The following is an 18,484-nucleotide window of genomic DNA, read 5'->3' on the forward strand; positions in this document are numbered from 1 at the left end:
AGTTCTAATTTTTTAGTACGTTGTAAATAAGCACTCCCATAGTGGTAATTGCCGAGATAATACCTATACTTTCGCCAGTGCTAAGGCGTTGGCGTTCGGGTTTAGATGGTACGATAATGATAGCACCGGGTTCCAATTTAGGATAGTTTCTAAAGAAAAGAGAATTGCGAGTAGCACGCACATCGCCATTGGCGTAAAGCACATAGATAGCGCGCTTTTTAGCTTGATTGCCAAAACCTCCAGCTCTATCGATGTAATCTATCAAGGAAAGTCCTTTTTGGTAACGCACCAATGAAGGGGCTAACACCTCACCGCGTACTTCAATAGTTTGTTTTTCAGAAGGAATGAGCAGTACGTCACCATCACTGAGGATTAGGTCGTGCTTGCTGTGTTTCTTTTTCAAAATTTTATTGATATCTATCCCTATACGGTATTCCGAAGTTTTTTTGCTGGCTTTTTTCAGTGATTTAGCAGTTTCACTACTATTGCTTTCTAACTCAACTAATTCTTTTAGAAAATCTTCTTGCTGAATTTCGCCCTCATCAGTTTTTTTGCGAATCAAAGTTGCCCCTTCTTTATAGGCAAAAGGAGTAAAGCCTCCCACACGCTCTAATAAGTCGGAAATGCGATCGTTCTTGCTTTGGATGCTATAAACCCCAGGGTAGACAACCTCTCCCATTACCGAGACAGTTTGTAGAGGAGTAAACCCTTTGATATAACGTACTGAAACAATGTCGTTAGGTTGCAGGGTGAGTGTATTGGTGCCTTCTTCAGGTAAAAGCTCATTGTTAGACGATACTTTGAAAGCTGTACTGAGTCTCTGAAAGCTACCGTCGTTTATTTCTCTAAACACCTCAATAGTCGAGGGGTCGGCACCGTTAGAAAGACCACCCGCCAAGGCAATCACATCTTCCACTTTCATATTCTCCATAAAAGGCAATTCTTTAGGAGAATTTACAGCGCCTTCTACTTTTACAAAACGTTTGTATTGAAGAGAATCTTTGTAGAAAATATGAATGCTGTCGTTATCCTTCAAAGGGATGTCGTTTTTCTTCTCGATGAGGTCTTTAACCGAAAAGCTAAGCGTTTGATAATCTACGCGGTTTTCGGTGCGGAAGATGAGTCCGAGATTGAGAGAAGCATCTTTTTTCACACCATTGGCTCTTTCTAGTAAGTCGTGAGCGGTCATTCCTTCTTTAAACTCATAAGTGCCAGGCTGATAAACGGCTCCCCCTATACTCAAGCGATTGCGGTATTCATTGGTGATAGAATGCACTTTTAGGCGGTCGCCATTTTGCATTTTCATCTTGCCAATTTCGCTAAAGGCAATTTCTTGCACTTCGCGTTTAGCATCCTTAATGCGTTCTAACACAAGAGTATTGGTAAAAGCATCGGAAGTAAAACCTCCAAAGAAAGTAACAAGGTTAGCAAGGGTTTCGTTGTCGAGCATTTCGTACAATCCTTTGCGTTTTACTTTACCCTCTACCCACACGCGGTTTTTGTAGGGTGATACGATGATTACGTCTTGGTCTTGCAAGCCGATATTACCTTTTTCTGAACCGTTAATCAGGAAGTTATACACATCGAAAGTAGCGACTTTCTTGCCTCCTCTAAATACGTTGATATCCCGAAATGAACCGCTTTCTGAGGGGCCTCCGCAGGCGTATAAAGCGTTGAGCACGGTAGAAAGTGAGCTAAGTGAATAAGTGCCAGGCACTACTACCTCGCCAATGATATTTACTTTTACGGTGCGCACTTGGGTGATAGTTACGCCCGTGTAGATTTTAGCATAACTGCCATCGGGGGCTGAAATGCCTGAATAGATGCGTTTTAGATACGAATTTATCTTTGCTTTTACCTCACTGAACGAAAGTCCAGATACGTGTATGCGTCCCACACCATTGAGAAAAATATTACCCTCAGCATCTACTTTTTGTTTGAAAGAACCCTCGGTAGCTCCCCACACTTCCACAAGTAGTTCGTCGCCAGGCCCTACTTGGTAGTTTTCGGGGGTAGGCATATTCAGGTTAGGAGTAAAGGAAATTTTGGGATTTTTGAAGAAACTCATCCCAAAGATAGAGTCTTTTTTCTGTTTGCGGTTGAGGGAATCTTTTTTCTCTCTACCAGTATAACCAAAGATGTCATCACCCTCCGCAGGACGGCGCATTTTGTCATTGGTGTTCTTGTTTTTAGCATTAGATTTTTGAGTGCCAGAATAGCTGTCGAGTTGCATAATGCGTTGGCGCAATTTCATCACTTGCGTTTCTTGCATCCCGCGTGAACGTGCTAAAGCGAGAAATTGGTCTAAGGTATAACCTTGTGCTTGAGCGCGATCCCAATAGGTTTTGATTTGTCCATCGGTGAGATTATCGATGTTTACAGTGGTGATATCAACATTGTTATATTGCTGATTATTACCTATTTGACCTATTACGGGGGCGGTTGTTATAAATAAAAATAAAAGAAGTAATTTAAGTCTCGACATTCTAAAATCTGTTTTGGGGGCAAAATTACGAATAATTTGTTAATTAGCCAATGAGTGAATTAGTATTTTTTTCTGTTTAGCCTATTATATTCCTAACAATTCATTCTAATTAAAAAAAAAATCATATCTTTGCCCAAAATAAAACATTTTCAACAAAATGGGGTTGTTTTTCATTCATTGATAAACAGTTGCTTTTGTTAAATATTAATTGTTAATTGAGAATATATGTCTGCAATCTTAAATTCATTATTAGACAACGATTTCTACAAATTCACTATGCAATGTGGCGTAGTGCAGTTATTCCCTAAAAACAAAGCGCGTTACACCTTTATCAACCGCGGCAAACACGAATTCCCCGAAGGCTTTGCCGATGCTATGCGCGAAGAGGTGAACAATATGGCAAAACTGAAACTCACTAAAGCCGAAAAACAGTTTTTGAAAGACAACTGCCCTTATTTGAGTCCGTTGTATTTAGACTTTTTGGAAGGCTATCGCTATGACCCTTCTGAAGTGCATATCGAACAACACGGCACCGACTTGCAGGTAACTGTTGAGGGCTACTGGTATCGCACGATACTTTGGGAAGTACCTCTGCTTTCGGTGATTAGCGAACTTTTCTACAAACTTACCAAAGCAACGGCTTGGACAGATGAGCAGGTGATTGCTAACACCCGTGAAAAAGAATTGTTATACAAAGAATTAGGCGTTGTATTTGCTGAGTTTGGCACCCGTCGTCGCCATTCGTATCACGTACACGACATCGTGATGCACACTTTAATGGAAGGCTACAACCAAACCTTTATAGGTTCCAGCAATGTGCATTTTGCGATGAAATACAAGGTAAAACCCATAGGTACTCACGCTCACGAGTGGTTTATGTTCCACGCAGCTGAGTACAGCTACAAAATGGCTAATGCACTCTCTCTCGAACACTGGGTAGATGTGTACCGCGGCGACCTTGGGGTAGCTCTCTCCGACACCTATACTACCGATGTGTTTTTCAAGCAGTTCGACAAGAAATTTAGCAAGTTGTTTGACGGTGTGCGTCACGATAGTGGCGACCCTATAGTCTTTGCTGAAAAAACGATTGCTCATTACAAAAAAATGGGGATAGACCCACTCTCTAAATACATTATTTTCTCCGACGGACTTAACCCTCAAAAAGTACAAGCTATTACTGAGGCTTGTAAAGGAAAAATAGGCATTTCATTTGGTATAGGTACCGACCTTACTAATGATGTAGGTTTGCGCCCGATGAACATAGTGATGAAACTCACCGAAGTACTCACCAGCGACAACGAGTGGGTGCCTACTGTAAAACTCTCCGATGAGCCTAATAAGCACACCGGCGACCCAAGAATGATTGAACTCGCAAAAGGAATATTAGCAATTAGCTAATTAGCAAATTGACAAATTGACAAATCGAATTTATGAATTACATACTAATGATTTTAGGGGTATTGGTAGCGCTGTCGCGTTATCTGTTCCCCAAATACGACCAAGCGTTACTCATTGGCGGTATAAGCCTATTGATGATAGGTATTTACCGCATTTCGCGTAACCTACCCTCTAAAAACGAGGAAGATTTTCAAGACCCAGCAACGAAAATAAGAAACCCAGAAGATAATTAGCAAATTGGCAAATTAGCAAATTAGCAAATTAACACAGTGAACATAGGAGATTACATAGAAGTATTAGACGATACCATCAAAGGACATATAGTGCGCCTTACGCCTCAGCAGGTAACAGTGCTTACTACTGAAGGGTTTGAGCTCACTTTTCGTCCTGAGGAAATAATAGTTATTGAAGAAGATGCACCTCTAAAAGGAGCTTTCACAAATATAGATGAAGAGAGTTTGCGCAAAGATGTAGTGAGCAAGCGAAAGAACAAATCACCCCTCACTAAAAAAGAGCGCAACATCCCTCCAATGGAGGTAGATTTGCACATCGAGCAATTGGTTGATTCTACAAGAAATATGACTAATTACGATATGCTTACCCTACAACTCGAAACCGCCCGCCGGCAGTTAGAGTTTGCCATTGCACAGCGTATCCAGCGGGTAGTGTTCATTCACGGCGTGGGAGAGGGAGTGCTGCGCACCGAATTAGAATTCCTTTTGGGGCGTTACTCCAATGTTACTTTCTACGATGCCGAATATGCCAAATACGGTGTAGGCGCTACCGAAGTATATATCTATCAAAATGCAAAATAAATGATTCAAGCTATCAATATTCATAAAACTTATAAAGATTTAGAAGTGCTTAAAGGCGTATCGGTGAATGTTGCCAAAGGCGAAATTGTATCGATAGTAGGTGCTTCAGGAGCTGGGAAAACCACCTTGTTACATATTTTAGGCACTTTAGACAGCCCCGATGCCAATAAACCATCATCGTTGGTAATTAATGGCACAGATATATTGTCGTTATCCTCCAAAGCCTTAGCTAAATTTCGCAATGAACATATCGGGTTTATCTTCCAATTTCACCAGTTATTGCCCGAATTCACTGCTTTGGAGAATATTTGTATTCCTGCACTCATTAGAGGAATAGGAAAAAAAGAAGCTGAAAAGCGCGCAATGGAGCTCTTAGAGTTTTTGCACCTTACCTCGCGTGCCGACCATAAGCCCAATGCCCTTTCAGGAGGCGAGCAACAGCGAGTGTCGGTAGCACGTGCCTTGGTGAACTACCCTTCAGTAGTATTTGCTGATGAACCCAGTGGCAACCTCGATTCCGAAAGTGCTGAAAAACTGCACCAACTCTTCTTCCAACTGCGCAATGAGTTCCGACAAACATTTGTAATTGTTACCCATAACGAAGAATTGGCTACTATGGCAGATAGAAAACTCGTAATGGTAGATGGTCGTATAATGACGAGAGACGAATGACGAGAGACGAATGACGAGGAACAAATAATATTAATCAAAAATTACTTTTATTATGAAAGAGAATGTTTTAAGGAAAAAGAGTCTTACTTTTGCTGTAAGGATTGTAAATCTCTCTAAATACTTAAGGGAGAATAAAAAAGAATTTACGCTATCCGACCAAGTTTTACGTAGTGGCACCGCTATAGGTGCTATGATTTGTGAGGCAGAAAGATCTGAGAGTACTCCTGATTTTATTCATAAGTTGAAAATAGCTGAAAAAGAAGCTAATGAAACGCTCTATTGGTTGGAACTATTAAAGGAAACACAATACATTACACAAACTGAATACAATAGTATAAATGATAATACGATTGAACTTATTAAAATGTTAGTAAGTAGTATAAAAACAGCAAGAGCAAATTATAAACAACAGCAAAATTCGTCATTCGTAATTTGTAATTCGTAATTATTCCAGATTCTTTAGTATAAATGATAATACGATTGAACTTATTAAAATGTTAGTAAGTAGTATAAAAACAGCAAGAGCAAATTATAAACAACAGCAAAATTCGTCATTCGTAATTATTCCAGATTCTTTCCCAAATTAGGTATTATCTTTGCAGCGTTAAACTTAAAAACAGATTAAAACAATGAAAAAATTAGTATCAATGATCGCCACTTTTTTATTGACAGTAGTGGCAGTACAAAACGTATCGGCTAAGGATATTCCTATCACCTTTGAACAATTGCCTGCTAAGGCTCAAGCTTTTGTGAAACAATACTTTAAAATAGAAGAAATCGCTTCGGTATGGAGAGACGACGATATCCACGATCAAGAATACAAAGTGTATTTCAACGATGGTAGCGAAATTGAATTCTATGCCAATGGCGACTGGGAAGAAGTAAAAACTCGCACTCTGGCTGTACCTGAAAAACTTATTCCTAATGGTATTGCTCAGTACGTAAAGAAAACTTACCCTCAAACAGATATCTACAAAATCCAAAAGAAACGCTATGGCTATGAGATAGAACTCGCTAACGGGCTTGATTTAGAGTTTAATGCTAAAGGACAATTTTTAAGAATAGACGACTAATGAAACAACTCCTTTTTGCTGCTTTTGCAGCCCTTGCATTCAGCTCGTGCGCACGATTGCCACAGCCTGCTCGTGACTTTATCAGCATTCACTTTCCTTATACTTCTATCAGAGAAGTAGAAAGAGAAGATGATATCAACGGCTATTCAGTAGAACTTAAAGACCACACCGAGCTGGAGTTTACAGCTAATGGCGACTGGCTAAAAGTAGAAGGTGAAGACGGCAATAGTATCCCTACTACCTTCTTCCCTAAAAAAATATCCGATTACGTTACCCAGCAGGGTTATATCATCGAAGGAATTAGAAAAACCAATATAGGTTATAAAGTAGATCTTATAGGCTCTCACACCGATTTGTTTTTCAATCACAACGGTGACCCTATCGGAAATTATTAATAACTTTACTACAAATAAAAAGACCTCTTTTACGGAGGTCTTTTTTTATTGAATATCATACTGCTACATTACTACACTTTACTAAAGTTTTAGCTCGCATTTGCCTGTGCGGATCGCACTCGTACCTAATTGAAAAATAAGTGTGGAAACAACTGTTCCATTGGTTTTTTAGAAAAAGCAATTTTAAGAGTAGCCTTGAGAAATCCCCAGCCATAGCTAAAAAACTGCACCAAAAGCGCCCAAATCGAGAGTAGTCCTATTTTTACACTGCGGTTTTCACGGGTGCTATCCCAACCTATAAGGATAAAATAACATACATATATGAGTAGCGGGGCTATATACCCCCAAACAAGTAGTAATAACGCCCCACAAAGTCCTAAGGCAAAGCAAGTAGGTAGCCAAAAAGTAAGTTTGCGCGTTTGTGGATGCCAATGGTTGAGGATAGCGCGTGTCTGTCCGAATTTACTTACTTGAGTGCGAAATTTTACCCACGAAATACGGCGTTTATGGAACACAAAAGCAGTAGGGATAAAGGCAGTGTCAAAACCTTGTTTCCAGAGGCGTATCACTAAATCGGGGTCTTCACCAGGGTGTATTTTTCCAAAACCACCTGTCGCTTCAAAAGCCTTACGCGATAATCCCATATTAAAACTACGAGGTTCAAATCGTTGAATGCGCTTTTGGCTACCGCGAATCCCCCCTGTAGTGAGCAAGGACGTCATAGTGTAGTTGATAGCCTTCTGTATATCAGTAAAATCATTAGTAGCGGTATCAGGCCCTCCAAAGCAATCTACATAATGAGTTTGCAGATAATCATCTACAGCTTCTAAATAGTGAGGAGGCAAGATGCAATCGGAATCTAAAATGAGAAAATAATCGTGTTGGGCGTGTCGCATACCGTAATTGCGCGAGTCGCCCGGACCTGTATTAGGCTTAGAAAGATAAGTAATCGATAAATCGTTTTGGTATTTCTCGCATACTTCTTTTGAAGGAATAGAAGAACCGTCTTCAATCACTACTACCTCAAAAGTATCTTCGTAAGTTTGTGATACAAGGCTATTTAGTAGTTCATCTAACTCGTCCGGACGGTTGTATATAGGGATGATAAAACTGTACTTCATCTGTTAATATAATGTTAAAATTCAAAGGTTTTGTAACATCTGTGTAAAGCTATACGTATAATAGGGCGTATAAGAATCGACAAAATTAAGGATTTTTTCTGAATGAGACAACTAAAAATTACCAAACAGGTAACCAACCGTGAAACCGCATCTCTTGATAAGTACTTACAAGAGATTGGGCGTGTAGATTTGATCACTGCCGATGAAGAGGTAGAATTAGCACAACGTATCAAAGCAGGCGATGTAGCTGCTTTAGAAAAACTAACCAAAGCAAATTTGCGCTTCGTAGTATCGGTAGCTAAGCAATACCAAAACCAAGGTCTTACTCTTCCTGACCTTATCAACGAAGGGAACTTAGGGCTCATCAAAGCCGCACAGCGATTCGACGAAACTCGTGGGTTTAAGTTTATTTCTTATGCCGTATGGTGGATTCGTCAGTCTATTTTGCAAGCCTTAGCCGAGCAATCGCGTATTGTGCGCTTACCGCTCAACAAAATTGGTTCAATCAACAAAATCAACAAGATGTACGCTTACCTCGAGCAGGCGAACGAGCGTGTACCTTCAGCCGAAGAAATTGCACGTGAGTTAGATATGTCCGTAAATGATGTGAAAGAATCAATGAAAAATGCAGGGCGTCATATCTCTATGGATGCGCCTTTGGTTGAAGGAGAAGATTCTAATCTTTACGACGTGATTCGCAGTAACGAGTCGCCTAACCCCGATAAGTCGCTTATTTTAGACTCCTTGCGTACCGAAATTGAGCGCGCACTCGAAACACTCACCCCTCGGGAAGCCGATGTAGTGCGTTTGTACTTTGGTTTGGGCGACCAGCACGCTATGACCCTTGAGGAAATAGGTGAAACTTTTGATCTCACCCGTGAGCGCGTACGTCAAATCAAAGAAAAAGCCATTCGACGCCTCAAACACACTTCACGCAGTAAAATTCTAAAAACATACTTAGGATAGTCAATTACAAATTACGAAATAGGAATTACGACTGTACCTCTACACTTTGCCAAAGTTTCCTGCCTATGTGGCTCGTACCTTTGGCAAAGTTTTTTTATTGTGATTGTACTTATTTTTTTTTAACAATAAAAGTTGTATCTTTGCTCCATAGTAATTTTGAGTTAAATAAATCCTATGAAAAAGTTTATTGTGAAAGTATTTTTAGTGTTTAGTATCTTTATCAGTTTTCAATTAAAATGTACTAAAACAGAAGAAGAAGTAATTGAAAACATAAAGACGAACTCTCTTAAACATAATTATATAGTAGTCAATTCAGTAGATAATTCACCTGCTGAAGTAGAAGTGAGTTATTCAGTTTTTATCAGCGGAAATACTAAAAATATCGTAAAAACAGAACGCAAGACAACACCTTTCATTATAGGGGGAGAGTCTGTGCAAGTAAATTATGATAGTATTGTATATATTCGGGATAAAAAATTCCGCGATTACCAAAGAAAACTAAAAAGAAACTATACCCCTGAAGGTGCTGACTATCTATCAATCAAAAATCTATCATCAGTAGCTATTGAATATGCAGTTATAGGTAATCAAAAATTAGAGTTTTTATCTGCTGATGAGATTGCTAATAGCAGTGATATTGTAAACAAAAATGAAATTGATAAATCTAAGGTAGTTAAATATCCTAGCGGTGCAGCTCCTATATATAAAGCTACTCCTGTATTGTATCTAATAAAGCCAGAATTAGCCCCTCAAACTATAGTCTATGTACTCAAAGGAATATATAGTAGTGAAGGAGGAGTATCTGGAAACAAAGCTGTAGCAGTACCTCTTAAAGTACCTTATTTTGGTGAAGTGATAGCTCATACAGCTTTTTCAGTAGCTGATATCCTCAGCCTATACAAACAGGAATATGTTTCAAGGAATATATTATATCCAGAATATGATACCTATATGAATAGGGGAAGACCTTATAATCAAAGTATTTCCCAGAGAAAGTACTATTTGAAACTCTATGGAACTATAGATGCTGGTAAAACATTAGAAAATACAGGGCAGATATGGTTTATCAATACTTTCGAAGGAACTTTTGGCATTAATACTTTTTAGAATATCCTAATTTGTATTACTATGAAAAATCTATTCTTAAAAACTTTAGTGCTATTCACTTTCCTTACCAATGTATTTATGACTTGCTCTAAGCCAGAGATAGAAACAGCTACAAGTAATAAGACTAAAGTGTTAAAGCATAATTATATAGTAGTTAATTCAGTAGATAACTCACCTGCTGAGGTAGAAGTAAGCTACTCAGTTTTTATTAATGGGAATGCTGAAAACATTGTAAAAACTGAACGTAAAACTACTCCTTTTATCATTGGAGGAGAAGAAGTAAAAGTAGTGTATGATAGTTTACTTTTTGTGCACGGAACTACTCGAAGATTTCATCAAAATGAATTAAAGAGGAATTACACTCCTCGTGGTGCTGACTATCTGTCAATCAAAAATTTATCATCAGTAGCTATTGAATATGCAGTTGTAGGCAATCAAAAATTAGAGTTTTCATCTGCTAATAAGATTGCTAATAGTAGTGATATTGTAAACAAAAATCAAATAGATAAAACAAAAGTCGTTAAATATCTTAGTGGTGCAAACCCTATATATAAGGCTACTCCTGTATTGTACCTAATAAAACCTGAATTAGCCCCTCAAACTACGGTCTATGTACTCAAAGGAATATATGCCGCTGATGGAGGTGTTTCAGGTAGAGAAGCAGTAGCTGTACCTCTTAAAACTCCTAATTTTGGAGAAATAGTAGCTAACACACCTTTTTCAGTAGCTGAGGTTCTTAGTTTGTATAAACAAGAATATACTTATGGAAATACATTATATCCTAATTATGATGCTTATATGGGAAGAAACACTAAAGATCCAAATGATAGAAGTATTCTTCAAAAAAACTACAGAATCAAGCATTATGGGGTAGTATCTGCAGGGGAATCTTTGGAGAATAAAGGGGAAGTATGGTTTATTAATACTCCTAATGGAATAATGGGCTTTAATAGTTTTTAAACAGATGAAAAATTTTTTTTACGAACACTAAAAACACCTATGAAGTACGTTGTTATACAGCTTCTCATTTAGTGATTAAAACCACTCTTAAAGCAGTTGATCATCAAGAAAATATTTCACTATCATTAAATGCTGATGGAGTGTTATCTATCAAAAAATAATACGAATATATTTGAATATTAGAATGTAATAGATTTTGGCAAAGTTTTTTCTTACCTCTTATCTCTTACCTCTTACCTGAATAAAATGAATTACCTTTGGAACTTTAAACCGCTGCCACCGCAAGCCACTGTAATACAGCTACAACAAGAGCTCAACATCAGCGAGCCCTTGGCAATACTCTTAGCCCAACGAGGTATCACCACTTTTCAGCAGGCTAAAGATTTCTTCCGCCCTACACTCTCACAATTGCATAATCCTTTCCTGATGAAAGGAATGAAAGAAGCTGTTGAGCGTTTAGACCAAGCCTTAAAAAATAATGAAACTATCCTTATCTATGGCGACTACGATGTCGATGGCACTAGTGCGGTCTCTCTAATGGAACGCTATCTCAGCACTTTCACTGATAAACTGTTTACTTATGTACCCAACCGTTATACCGAGGGCTATGGCATTTCTTTTCAAGGGATTGACTATGCCGAGGCGCAAGCTTGTACCCTTATCATTGCTTTGGATTGTGGTATCAAAGCTATTGATAAAGTGCAATATGCCAAAGAAAAAGGGATTGATTGTATCATTGCCGACCACCACCGCCCGTCAGACCAAGTGCCCGATGCCGTGGCAGTACTCGACCCCCAACAAGCTGATTGCTCTTATCCATATAAAGAACTCTGTGGCTGTGGTTTAGGCTTCAAATTGGCGCAAGCATATCACGAGTATTTGCAACGCCCGTTCAGTGAACTGATGCCTCTTTTAGATTTAGTCGCCGTCGCCACTGCTGCCGATATTGTGCCAATGGACGGTGAAAATCGCATGCTGATGTACTTCGGTTTAGAAGTGATTAATGAACAGCCCTCAGCAGGAGTAAAAGCGCTCTTTGGCGAACATCAAGGGGCTATTACGGTAAGCGATGTAGTGTTCAAGGCTGCCCCGCGTATCAATGCCGCCGGACGTATAGAGCACGGCAAATATGCTGTCTCTCTACTCACCGAAACTTCACCTGAACAAGCTTTGCAAAAAGCCAAACAAATAGACGAACTCAACAGCGAACGCAAGGAATTAGATAGCAGTATCGCCGCCGAAGCACTCGACCAAATAGAGTGCAATGGCGAGCAAAATCGCTATACTTCAGTAGTTTTCAGTGAGCAGTGGCACAAAGGGGTGATAGGTATTGTCGCTTCCCGCCTTATCGAACATTACTACCGCCCCACAATAGTATTTACCAAGAGTGGCGATAAGTATGCCGCCTCAGCACGTTCGGTACAAGGGTTTGATATCTATGAGGCTTTGGAGCAGTGCAGCGAACATTTAGAACAGTTCGGTGGACATAAATACGCGGCTGGACTCACGCTCCTCCCCGAGCAATATCCACTCTTCAAAGAAGCGTTTGAAACTGTGGTTAAACAAACCATCAACCCTGAATTGTGTATCCCGAAACTCTCTATAGATACCGCACTTCCCTTGAGCAAACTCACTCAAAAATTCTATAATGTCCTCAAACAGTTCGAGCCTTTCGGGCCTTGCAACCTGCCACCGCTCTTCTATGCCGAAAATGTAGTCGATACAGGTTTTGCAAAGCACATTGGTAAGAATAACGAGCACTTAAAACTCTGTTTGCGCGAAGTGGGCAGTGCCCCGTATTTCGATGCTGTAGGTTTTAGTTTAGGACATAAACTCCCTCTCATCACCTCAGGCAAACCTTTTAGTATTGTCTATTCAGTAGAAGAAAACCTGTGGAATGGCAAGCTAAGTTTGCAGTTGCAAGTCAGAGACATAAAATAATTTGCTAATTTGCTAATTTCCAAATTTGCTAATTAATATATTTTGGTATTATTTTTGCGACTACACTTTTCACTATTCACTTTTAACTTAAAAAAAAATGGCAAACATTACATTTCACGAACAACCTGCACACACTGCTGGCGAACTTCCAAAAGTGGGCGTTGTAGCCCCTGAATTTTCAGCTGTTAAAAACGATTTAGCCGAAGTAAAACTCTCTGATTTCAGAGGTAAAAAAGTAATCCTAAACATTTTTCCCAGTGTAGATACAGGTGTATGTGCTGCTTCAGTGCGTAAATTTCACGTCGAGGCTTCAAAGCTCAACAACGTAGCAATTCTTTGTATATCAAAAGATTTGCCTTTTGCACTCACACGTTTTTGTGCAGCCGAAGGTATTGATAATCTTACAATGCTCTCCGATTTCCGCGGTGATTTTGCAGCTCATTATCCTATTGTTTTTACCGATAGTCCGCTAAAAGGATTGCTATCTCGTTGTATAGTAGTGCTCGACGAACAAGGCAAAGTAGTATATACCGAGCAAGTAGCCGAAACTACTAACGAACCTAACTACGCTAAAGCACTCCAAGCAATTAACAATTAATAATTGTGTCACAAAAAGGCTGTCCGAAAAGTCTAAAAATCGCTTTTGCATCATAAACTTTGTCAAAGTCCCAAAACTTTGACAAAGTCTATAAGTTTGATAATCAATTACTTTTAGAGTATATTATGTAGAGGCGTTTTGCAAACGCTCACATAAATAAAACTTTTTGGACACCTTCTCTATTGTCAAATCACAGCTTGTTACCTTTTTTATTGCCCAATCGCTAAATTATTCTTATCTTTGCCCCCTCAATAGGCCACCCTCACACCTGTCCCCCTAAACCCTAATAAAAATGGCTAAAAAGAAACAAGATAAAAACAAAGATAGCGATAAATCTTCTACAAAAAACAAAGAGGCTAAAACCGTTAAATCCAAGCAACGCCGCCTGATATGGGGTGGTTTTTTAGTACTACTTACAGTCTATTTGCTTTTTATTTTTACTTCATTTTTCTTTTCTTGGCAAGCCGACCAAAGTGTGTGGGCTGATCTCGCTAATCGTGAAGAAATCGCCGATAACTTAGGCAGTAAAATAGGAGCTTATCTCAGCTATCTATTGATGTACAAAGGCTTTGGCATCGCAACCTTCATCGCTGTATGGCTCATTTTCCTCTCCGGACTCAAATATCTGTTCAATATCAAAATAGCATTGCTCAACCGCTGGTATTGGGGCACTTTGCTAATGGTACTCCTCGCTACTTTTTTAGGCTTTTTGCAAGGAAAATCTACTATCCTTTCAGGAGTTTCTGGCTATGAAGTAAATCATTTTCTGCAAGATTACTTTGGTAAAATAGGTACTTTTTTAATCCTTTTCTTCTTTGCTTTGGTATATGCTATTACCAAATGGCAACTCACCCCCGAGAAGATAATGTCTTTCTTCCAAAATACCTTTACTAAACTGAAACGAGAACACGACGATGAACAAGATGACGATTTTGAAGATGCTGATGATACTCCTCCTACAACCTCTTCTGATATCATAACTGACAATGAAGAGGAACAAGATGTGGAAATCATTCTTCCTCAAGTAGATGATGAAAAAATCGACCCTTTTACACATAAAAAAGAAATTCCATTTCTCGATGGCAAAGGTGAGTTGGAAATTACCAATATCCCTGAAGATGAAGCTCCTGAACTCACCATCACTCCTATAGTGCCGCCTGTAATGGTTGATCCTGAAGATTTAGCCAAGCAATTAGTAGAAAATTACAGCGAATACGACCCGCGTTTAGACCTCAGTGACTATCGTTTCCCTACAATTGAATTGTTGAACGAACCTAAAGATAAAGGTATCATTATCAACGAGGAAGAGCTAAAGGAAAACAACGATACGATTATCAAAACCTTAGCCGATTACAAAATTGAAATCTCCAAAATCAAAGCGACAGTAGGGCCTACTGTTACGCTCTACGAAATTGTACCGGTGGCGGGTACACGTATTGCGAAAATCAAGAGTTTGGAAGATGATATTGCACTCTCACTTGCGGCTCTCGGTATTCGTATCATCGCTCCTATCCCCGGCAAAGGAACCATTGGTATTGAGGTACCTAACAAAAAACCGACAATGGTGTATATGCGCTCAATGATTACCGCCCAAAAGTTCCAAAATGCCGAAATGGAACTCCCTATTGCCTTTGGTAAAACCATTAGTAACGAAACTTTCGTCGCCGATCTTACTAAAATGCCACACTTGCTGATGGCAGGGGCTACAGGGCAAGGTAAATCCGTAGGTATCAATGTCGTGCTCACCTCTCTGCTCTACAAAAAACACCCTGCTGAGGTGAAATTCGTGCTCGTCGACCCTAAAAAAGTGGAACTCTCTATCTTCGAGACTATTGAACGCCACTTCCTCGCCAAACTACCCGATAGTGAAGAGGCAATTATCACCGATAACAAAAAAGTGGTGAATACGCTTAACTCCCTCTGTATTGAGATGGACAACCGTTACGAACTGCTAAAAAATGCTCAAGTGCGCAACATCAAAGAGTACAACGCTAAGTTCAAAGCGCGACAACTCAACCCTAACGAGGGGCATCGTTTCTTGCCTTACATCGTACTAGTGGTAGATGAGTTTGCCGATTTGATAATGACGGCAGGTAAAGAGGTGGAACTCCCTATCGCTCGTTTGGCACAGCTTGCCCGCGCCATTGGTATTCACTTGATTATCGCTACCCAACGTCCATCTACTAACGTAATTACAGGTATTATCAAAGCCAACTTCCCTACACGTGTCGCCTTTAAAGTGAGCTCTAAAATCGACTCTAAAATCATCTTAGATGGCTCTGGGGCCGAGCAGCTCATCGGTCGAGGTGATATGCTCTACTCACAAGGCAATGAGCCCGTGCGCATACAATGTGCTTTTGTCGATACACCTGAAATACAACACATCACCGAGTTCATCGGGGCACAACGCGCTTACCCCGATGCCTACTTGCTACCTGAATATGTAGGCCCCGATAGCGAACCTGTAGATTTAGATTTCGACCCCTCCGAACGTGACCCTATGTTCCGCGAAGCCGCCGAAGTAGTTGTCAATGCACAACAAGGTTCAGCTTCCCTCTTGCAACGCAAACTCAAATTGGGCTACAACCGCGCGGGTCGCCTCATCGACCAGTTAGAACACGCCGGTGTAGTAGGCCCTTTTGAAGGCAGTAAAGCCCGCCAAGTGCTCGTGCAGGACATCACAAGTTTAGACCGCCTCTTAGGAGGAAATGAATAATGCAAAGTGAATAGTGCAAAGTGAAAAATCCTTTTTGTGGCTTGTCCCCCTTCGGGAAAGTCTGCGAAAGCAGAGTATGTGGGGGGTATACACGTATTGCTACACTTTTCTAAAGTTGGTTGCTCTGATAATCAATCTATTGTAGGGGTGTTTTGCAAACGCCCATACAAATAAAACTAGGCTAAGCCTTTAAATGCGAACACCCTGAGCTACGAAGCTATAAGAATAATCCTGATAATAACAATCAACAATGATAGAACAAAACCTCACCACAAACCTTACCCCAAAAACAGCCGACCTCCAAGCAGTACTCCACACTCACTTTGCCGATTGCTTCAGTAAAGAAGGAACTTTTGATTTTGAGAAATTTAAAACAGTATTACAACAAAAAGAAATAGACTTTTTCACCGAAAGCTATTCCTTGCAATGGCTCGGCAAGCAGTATGCCCGTCTGTTAGCTACCGACCCCGTAACAACGCTCTTGCGCGCCGATGAGGCGCATAACACCTTGCCTGAAAACGCCCATTCGCAAAACCTACTGCTCAAAGGCGACAACCTCGAAGTGCTCAAGCACCTCACCAATGCCTATTACGAAAAGGTGAAAATGATATACATCGATCCTCCTTACAACACAGGCTCTGACGGTTTTGTATATCAGGACGACCGCAAGTTCACCGTACCTCAGCTCGCTCAGTTGGCAGGAGTAAGTGAGGAGGTAGCCCAACGTATTTTGAGTTTCACCCAGAGCAAGAGCAACTCGCATTCCGCTTGGCTTACTTTTATGTATCCCCGCTTGTATATTGCCCGCCAATTACTCAAAGACGATGGTGTTATATTCGTATCTATAGACGACAATGAAGTAGCTCAATTGCGCCTACTAATGGATGAAGTGTTCGGTGAGGATAATTTTGTGGGACAATGGAATTGGTTTAAATCTGCTACTCCAGCCAATCTTTCTAAAAAAATAAAGAAAAACATAGAATATATTTTGTGTTACCAAAAAGGTAGCAACTTTGCATTTTTCAAAGGAATTTTAAAACATAGTAAAAGTGAAGATCCTTTTACAAAACCTCAAAATTCATTAAAAACACTTATTTTTCCACCCAATAGTATTAATGCAAAATTAGAAGATGGTATTTATAAGGCTGGTACTTATGGAACGGAGAAATTTCCAAATGAACTATTAGAAGATCTAATTATAAAAAACGGGAAAAATGAAAATAATGCTATCTTTAGTAATAGATTTATTTGGCAACAATCCAAATTAGATGAAGAGATAAAGAAAAAAACTCGTATCTCTCTATCTAAACAATTGGTTTTATCGTATAAAAAATCAGATTATGGAGAAGAGGTTCCTCCTAATCTAATCGATAAAAATGTTGATGTAGAAACCACAGAAAATGCAGGAAATGAATTAGCAAAACTATTTGATAATACTGCTGTTTTTAATTATCCTAAACCTATTTCTTTAATTAAATATCTAATTAACTTCTTAGTTGATAAAAATGCTAACGACCTCATTCTCGATTTCTTTGCAGGATCAGGTACTACCGCCGATGCCGTGATGCAACTCAATGCGAAAGACGATGGCAACCGCCGTTTTATACTCGTACAACTCCCTGAGCTTATTGATAAGAAAAAGAACAAAACTGCTTACGAAGCGGTCTTGTCTTTCCCATCATTTGTCTCTCGTAATTCGTCATTACCCGCCGAGCCTACTATTTTCGATATTACTAAAGAACGTTTGCTAAGAGCAGCTGCTAAACTCAAAGCTGAAAAAAACGACCTTTTTAACACAAAAGCGGTAGACTTCGGCTTCCAAATTTATGAAACTTTCCCTATTTGGGACGACTATGAGTTTGAGGCAAAGGATTTTACTCCTTCTCTTACTCTTTTTGATGAAACAAAACTCACCGAAGCCGACCTCCGTGCCTTGTTACTCACTTGGAAAACCTACGATGGCATTCCACTAACAGAAAGTCTTGCTCCTGTAGATTTAGCAGGCTATGAAGGTTATTACGGTTTTGATAAATTGTACTTAATACATCGCGGTTTTACTACCGAAAGCTTAAAAGTATTGCTTGAAATGATGGACAATACCCCCGACTTCAACCCTACGACCATTGTAGTCTTTGGTTATCATTTCGAGAGTGCACACCTGCGCCAAATTGCCGAAAACGTGAAAGCGTATGCCAATAAAAAAAGTATCAGCACCGATTTTATCATAAGGAACTAAG

The 18,484-nt window shown here is 39.7% G+C and carries 16 protein-coding genes; 14 read left to right on the forward strand and 2 right to left on the reverse strand.

The annotated features are described in order from the left end of the window. Positions 1-4: 4 nt before the first annotated feature. On the reverse strand, positions 5-2,485 hold the full coding sequence (locus I7X29_RS07330; protein ID WP_198473645.1) for an SLBB domain-containing protein: 2,481 nt from the start codon (positions 2,483-2,485) through the stop codon (positions 5-7). Positions 2,486-2,710: 225 nt separating this feature from the next. Between I7X29_RS07330 and pncB the strand changes: the two genes are divergently transcribed. The 7 genes from pncB to I7X29_RS07365 all read left to right on the forward strand — a co-directional run bounded on the left by pncB (position 2,711) and on the right by I7X29_RS07365 (position 6,838). Beyond that, complete coding sequence (pncB, locus tag I7X29_RS07335) at positions 2,711-3,883, forward strand: nicotinate phosphoribosyltransferase (protein ID WP_198466302.1); 1,173 nt, start codon at positions 2,711-2,713, stop codon at positions 3,881-3,883. Between the two features lie 32 nt (positions 3,884-3,915). Next, on the forward strand, positions 3,916-4,116 hold the full coding sequence (locus tag I7X29_RS07340; protein ID WP_009750772.1) for a hypothetical protein: 201 nt from the start codon (positions 3,916-3,918) through the stop codon (positions 4,114-4,116). A 36-nt stretch (positions 4,117-4,152) separates the two neighbouring features. Continuing rightward, complete coding sequence (locus tag I7X29_RS07345; RefSeq protein ID WP_009750773.1) at positions 4,153-4,698, forward strand: Smr/MutS family protein; 546 nt, start codon at positions 4,153-4,155, stop codon at positions 4,696-4,698. Then, positions 4,699-5,370, forward strand: a complete 672-nt coding sequence (locus tag I7X29_RS07350) for an ABC transporter ATP-binding protein (RefSeq protein ID WP_198473647.1) — start codon at positions 4,699-4,701, stop codon at positions 5,368-5,370. A gap of 52 nt (positions 5,371-5,422) precedes the next feature. Beyond that, positions 5,423-5,815: a four helix bundle protein gene (locus I7X29_RS07355; protein WP_095899014.1), complete on the forward strand. Its 393-nt coding sequence runs from the start codon at positions 5,423-5,425 to the stop codon at positions 5,813-5,815. 184 nt (positions 5,816-5,999) lie between these two features. Continuing rightward, the gene (locus tag I7X29_RS07360; RefSeq protein ID WP_198473649.1) at positions 6,000-6,443 is read left to right on the forward strand and encodes a PepSY-like domain-containing protein; all 444 of its coding nucleotides are present in this window, start codon (positions 6,000-6,002) and stop codon (positions 6,441-6,443) included. Then, positions 6,443-6,838 carry a PepSY-like domain-containing protein gene (locus I7X29_RS07365; RefSeq protein ID WP_198473651.1) on the forward strand — a complete coding sequence of 132 codons (396 nt, stop codon included), beginning with the start codon at positions 6,443-6,445 and terminating at the stop codon, positions 6,836-6,838. The genes I7X29_RS07360 and I7X29_RS07365 overlap by 1 nt, the downstream gene beginning before the upstream one ends. 125 nt (positions 6,839-6,963) lie before the next feature. Here I7X29_RS07365 and I7X29_RS07370 read toward each other — a convergent pair whose 3' ends face one another. Next, a complete protein-coding gene (locus I7X29_RS07370; RefSeq protein ID WP_198473654.1) occupies positions 6,964-7,959 on the reverse strand; it encodes a glycosyltransferase in 996 nt (331 codons plus the stop codon). A 102-nt stretch (positions 7,960-8,061) separates the two neighbouring features. Here I7X29_RS07370 and I7X29_RS07375 point away from each other — a divergent pair, with 102 nt between their 5' ends. The 7 genes from I7X29_RS07375 to I7X29_RS07405 all read left to right on the forward strand — a co-directional run bounded on the left by I7X29_RS07375 (position 8,062) and on the right by I7X29_RS07405 (position 18,483). After that, positions 8,062-8,925, forward strand: coding sequence for a sigma-70 family RNA polymerase sigma factor (locus I7X29_RS07375; protein WP_088594954.1), 864 nt, complete (start codon positions 8,062-8,064; stop codon positions 8,923-8,925). A gap of 174 nt (positions 8,926-9,099) precedes the next feature. Then, on the forward strand, positions 9,100-10,032 hold the full coding sequence (locus I7X29_RS07380) for a hypothetical protein (protein ID WP_198473656.1): 933 nt from the start codon (positions 9,100-9,102) through the stop codon (positions 10,030-10,032). Positions 10,033-10,053: 21 nt separating this feature from the next. After that, a complete protein-coding gene (locus I7X29_RS07385) occupies positions 10,054-10,992 on the forward strand; it encodes a hypothetical protein (RefSeq protein WP_198473658.1) in 939 nt (312 codons plus the stop codon). 246 nt (positions 10,993-11,238) lie between these two features. Then, positions 11,239-12,933, forward strand: a complete 1,695-nt coding sequence (gene recJ / locus I7X29_RS07390; RefSeq protein ID WP_198473659.1) for a single-stranded-DNA-specific exonuclease RecJ — start codon at positions 11,239-11,241, stop codon at positions 12,931-12,933. A gap of 97 nt (positions 12,934-13,030) precedes the next feature. Continuing rightward, on the forward strand, positions 13,031-13,531 hold the full coding sequence (gene tpx, locus I7X29_RS07395) for a thiol peroxidase (protein ID WP_198473662.1): 501 nt from the start codon (positions 13,031-13,033) through the stop codon (positions 13,529-13,531). A gap of 292 nt (positions 13,532-13,823) precedes the next feature. Next, on the forward strand, positions 13,824-16,247 hold the full coding sequence (locus I7X29_RS07400; RefSeq protein WP_198466294.1) for an FtsK/SpoIIIE family DNA translocase: 2,424 nt from the start codon (positions 13,824-13,826) through the stop codon (positions 16,245-16,247). A gap of 250 nt (positions 16,248-16,497) precedes the next feature. Continuing rightward, complete coding sequence (locus I7X29_RS07405) at positions 16,498-18,483, forward strand: site-specific DNA-methyltransferase (protein ID WP_198473664.1); 1,986 nt, start codon at positions 16,498-16,500, stop codon at positions 18,481-18,483. Position 18,484: the final 1 nt, after the last annotated feature.

The sequence above is a fragment of the Capnocytophaga periodontitidis genome (assembly GCF_016126015.1).
In the GTDB taxonomy this organism is placed as follows: Bacteria; Bacteroidota; Bacteroidia; order Flavobacteriales; family Flavobacteriaceae; genus Capnocytophaga; species Capnocytophaga periodontitidis.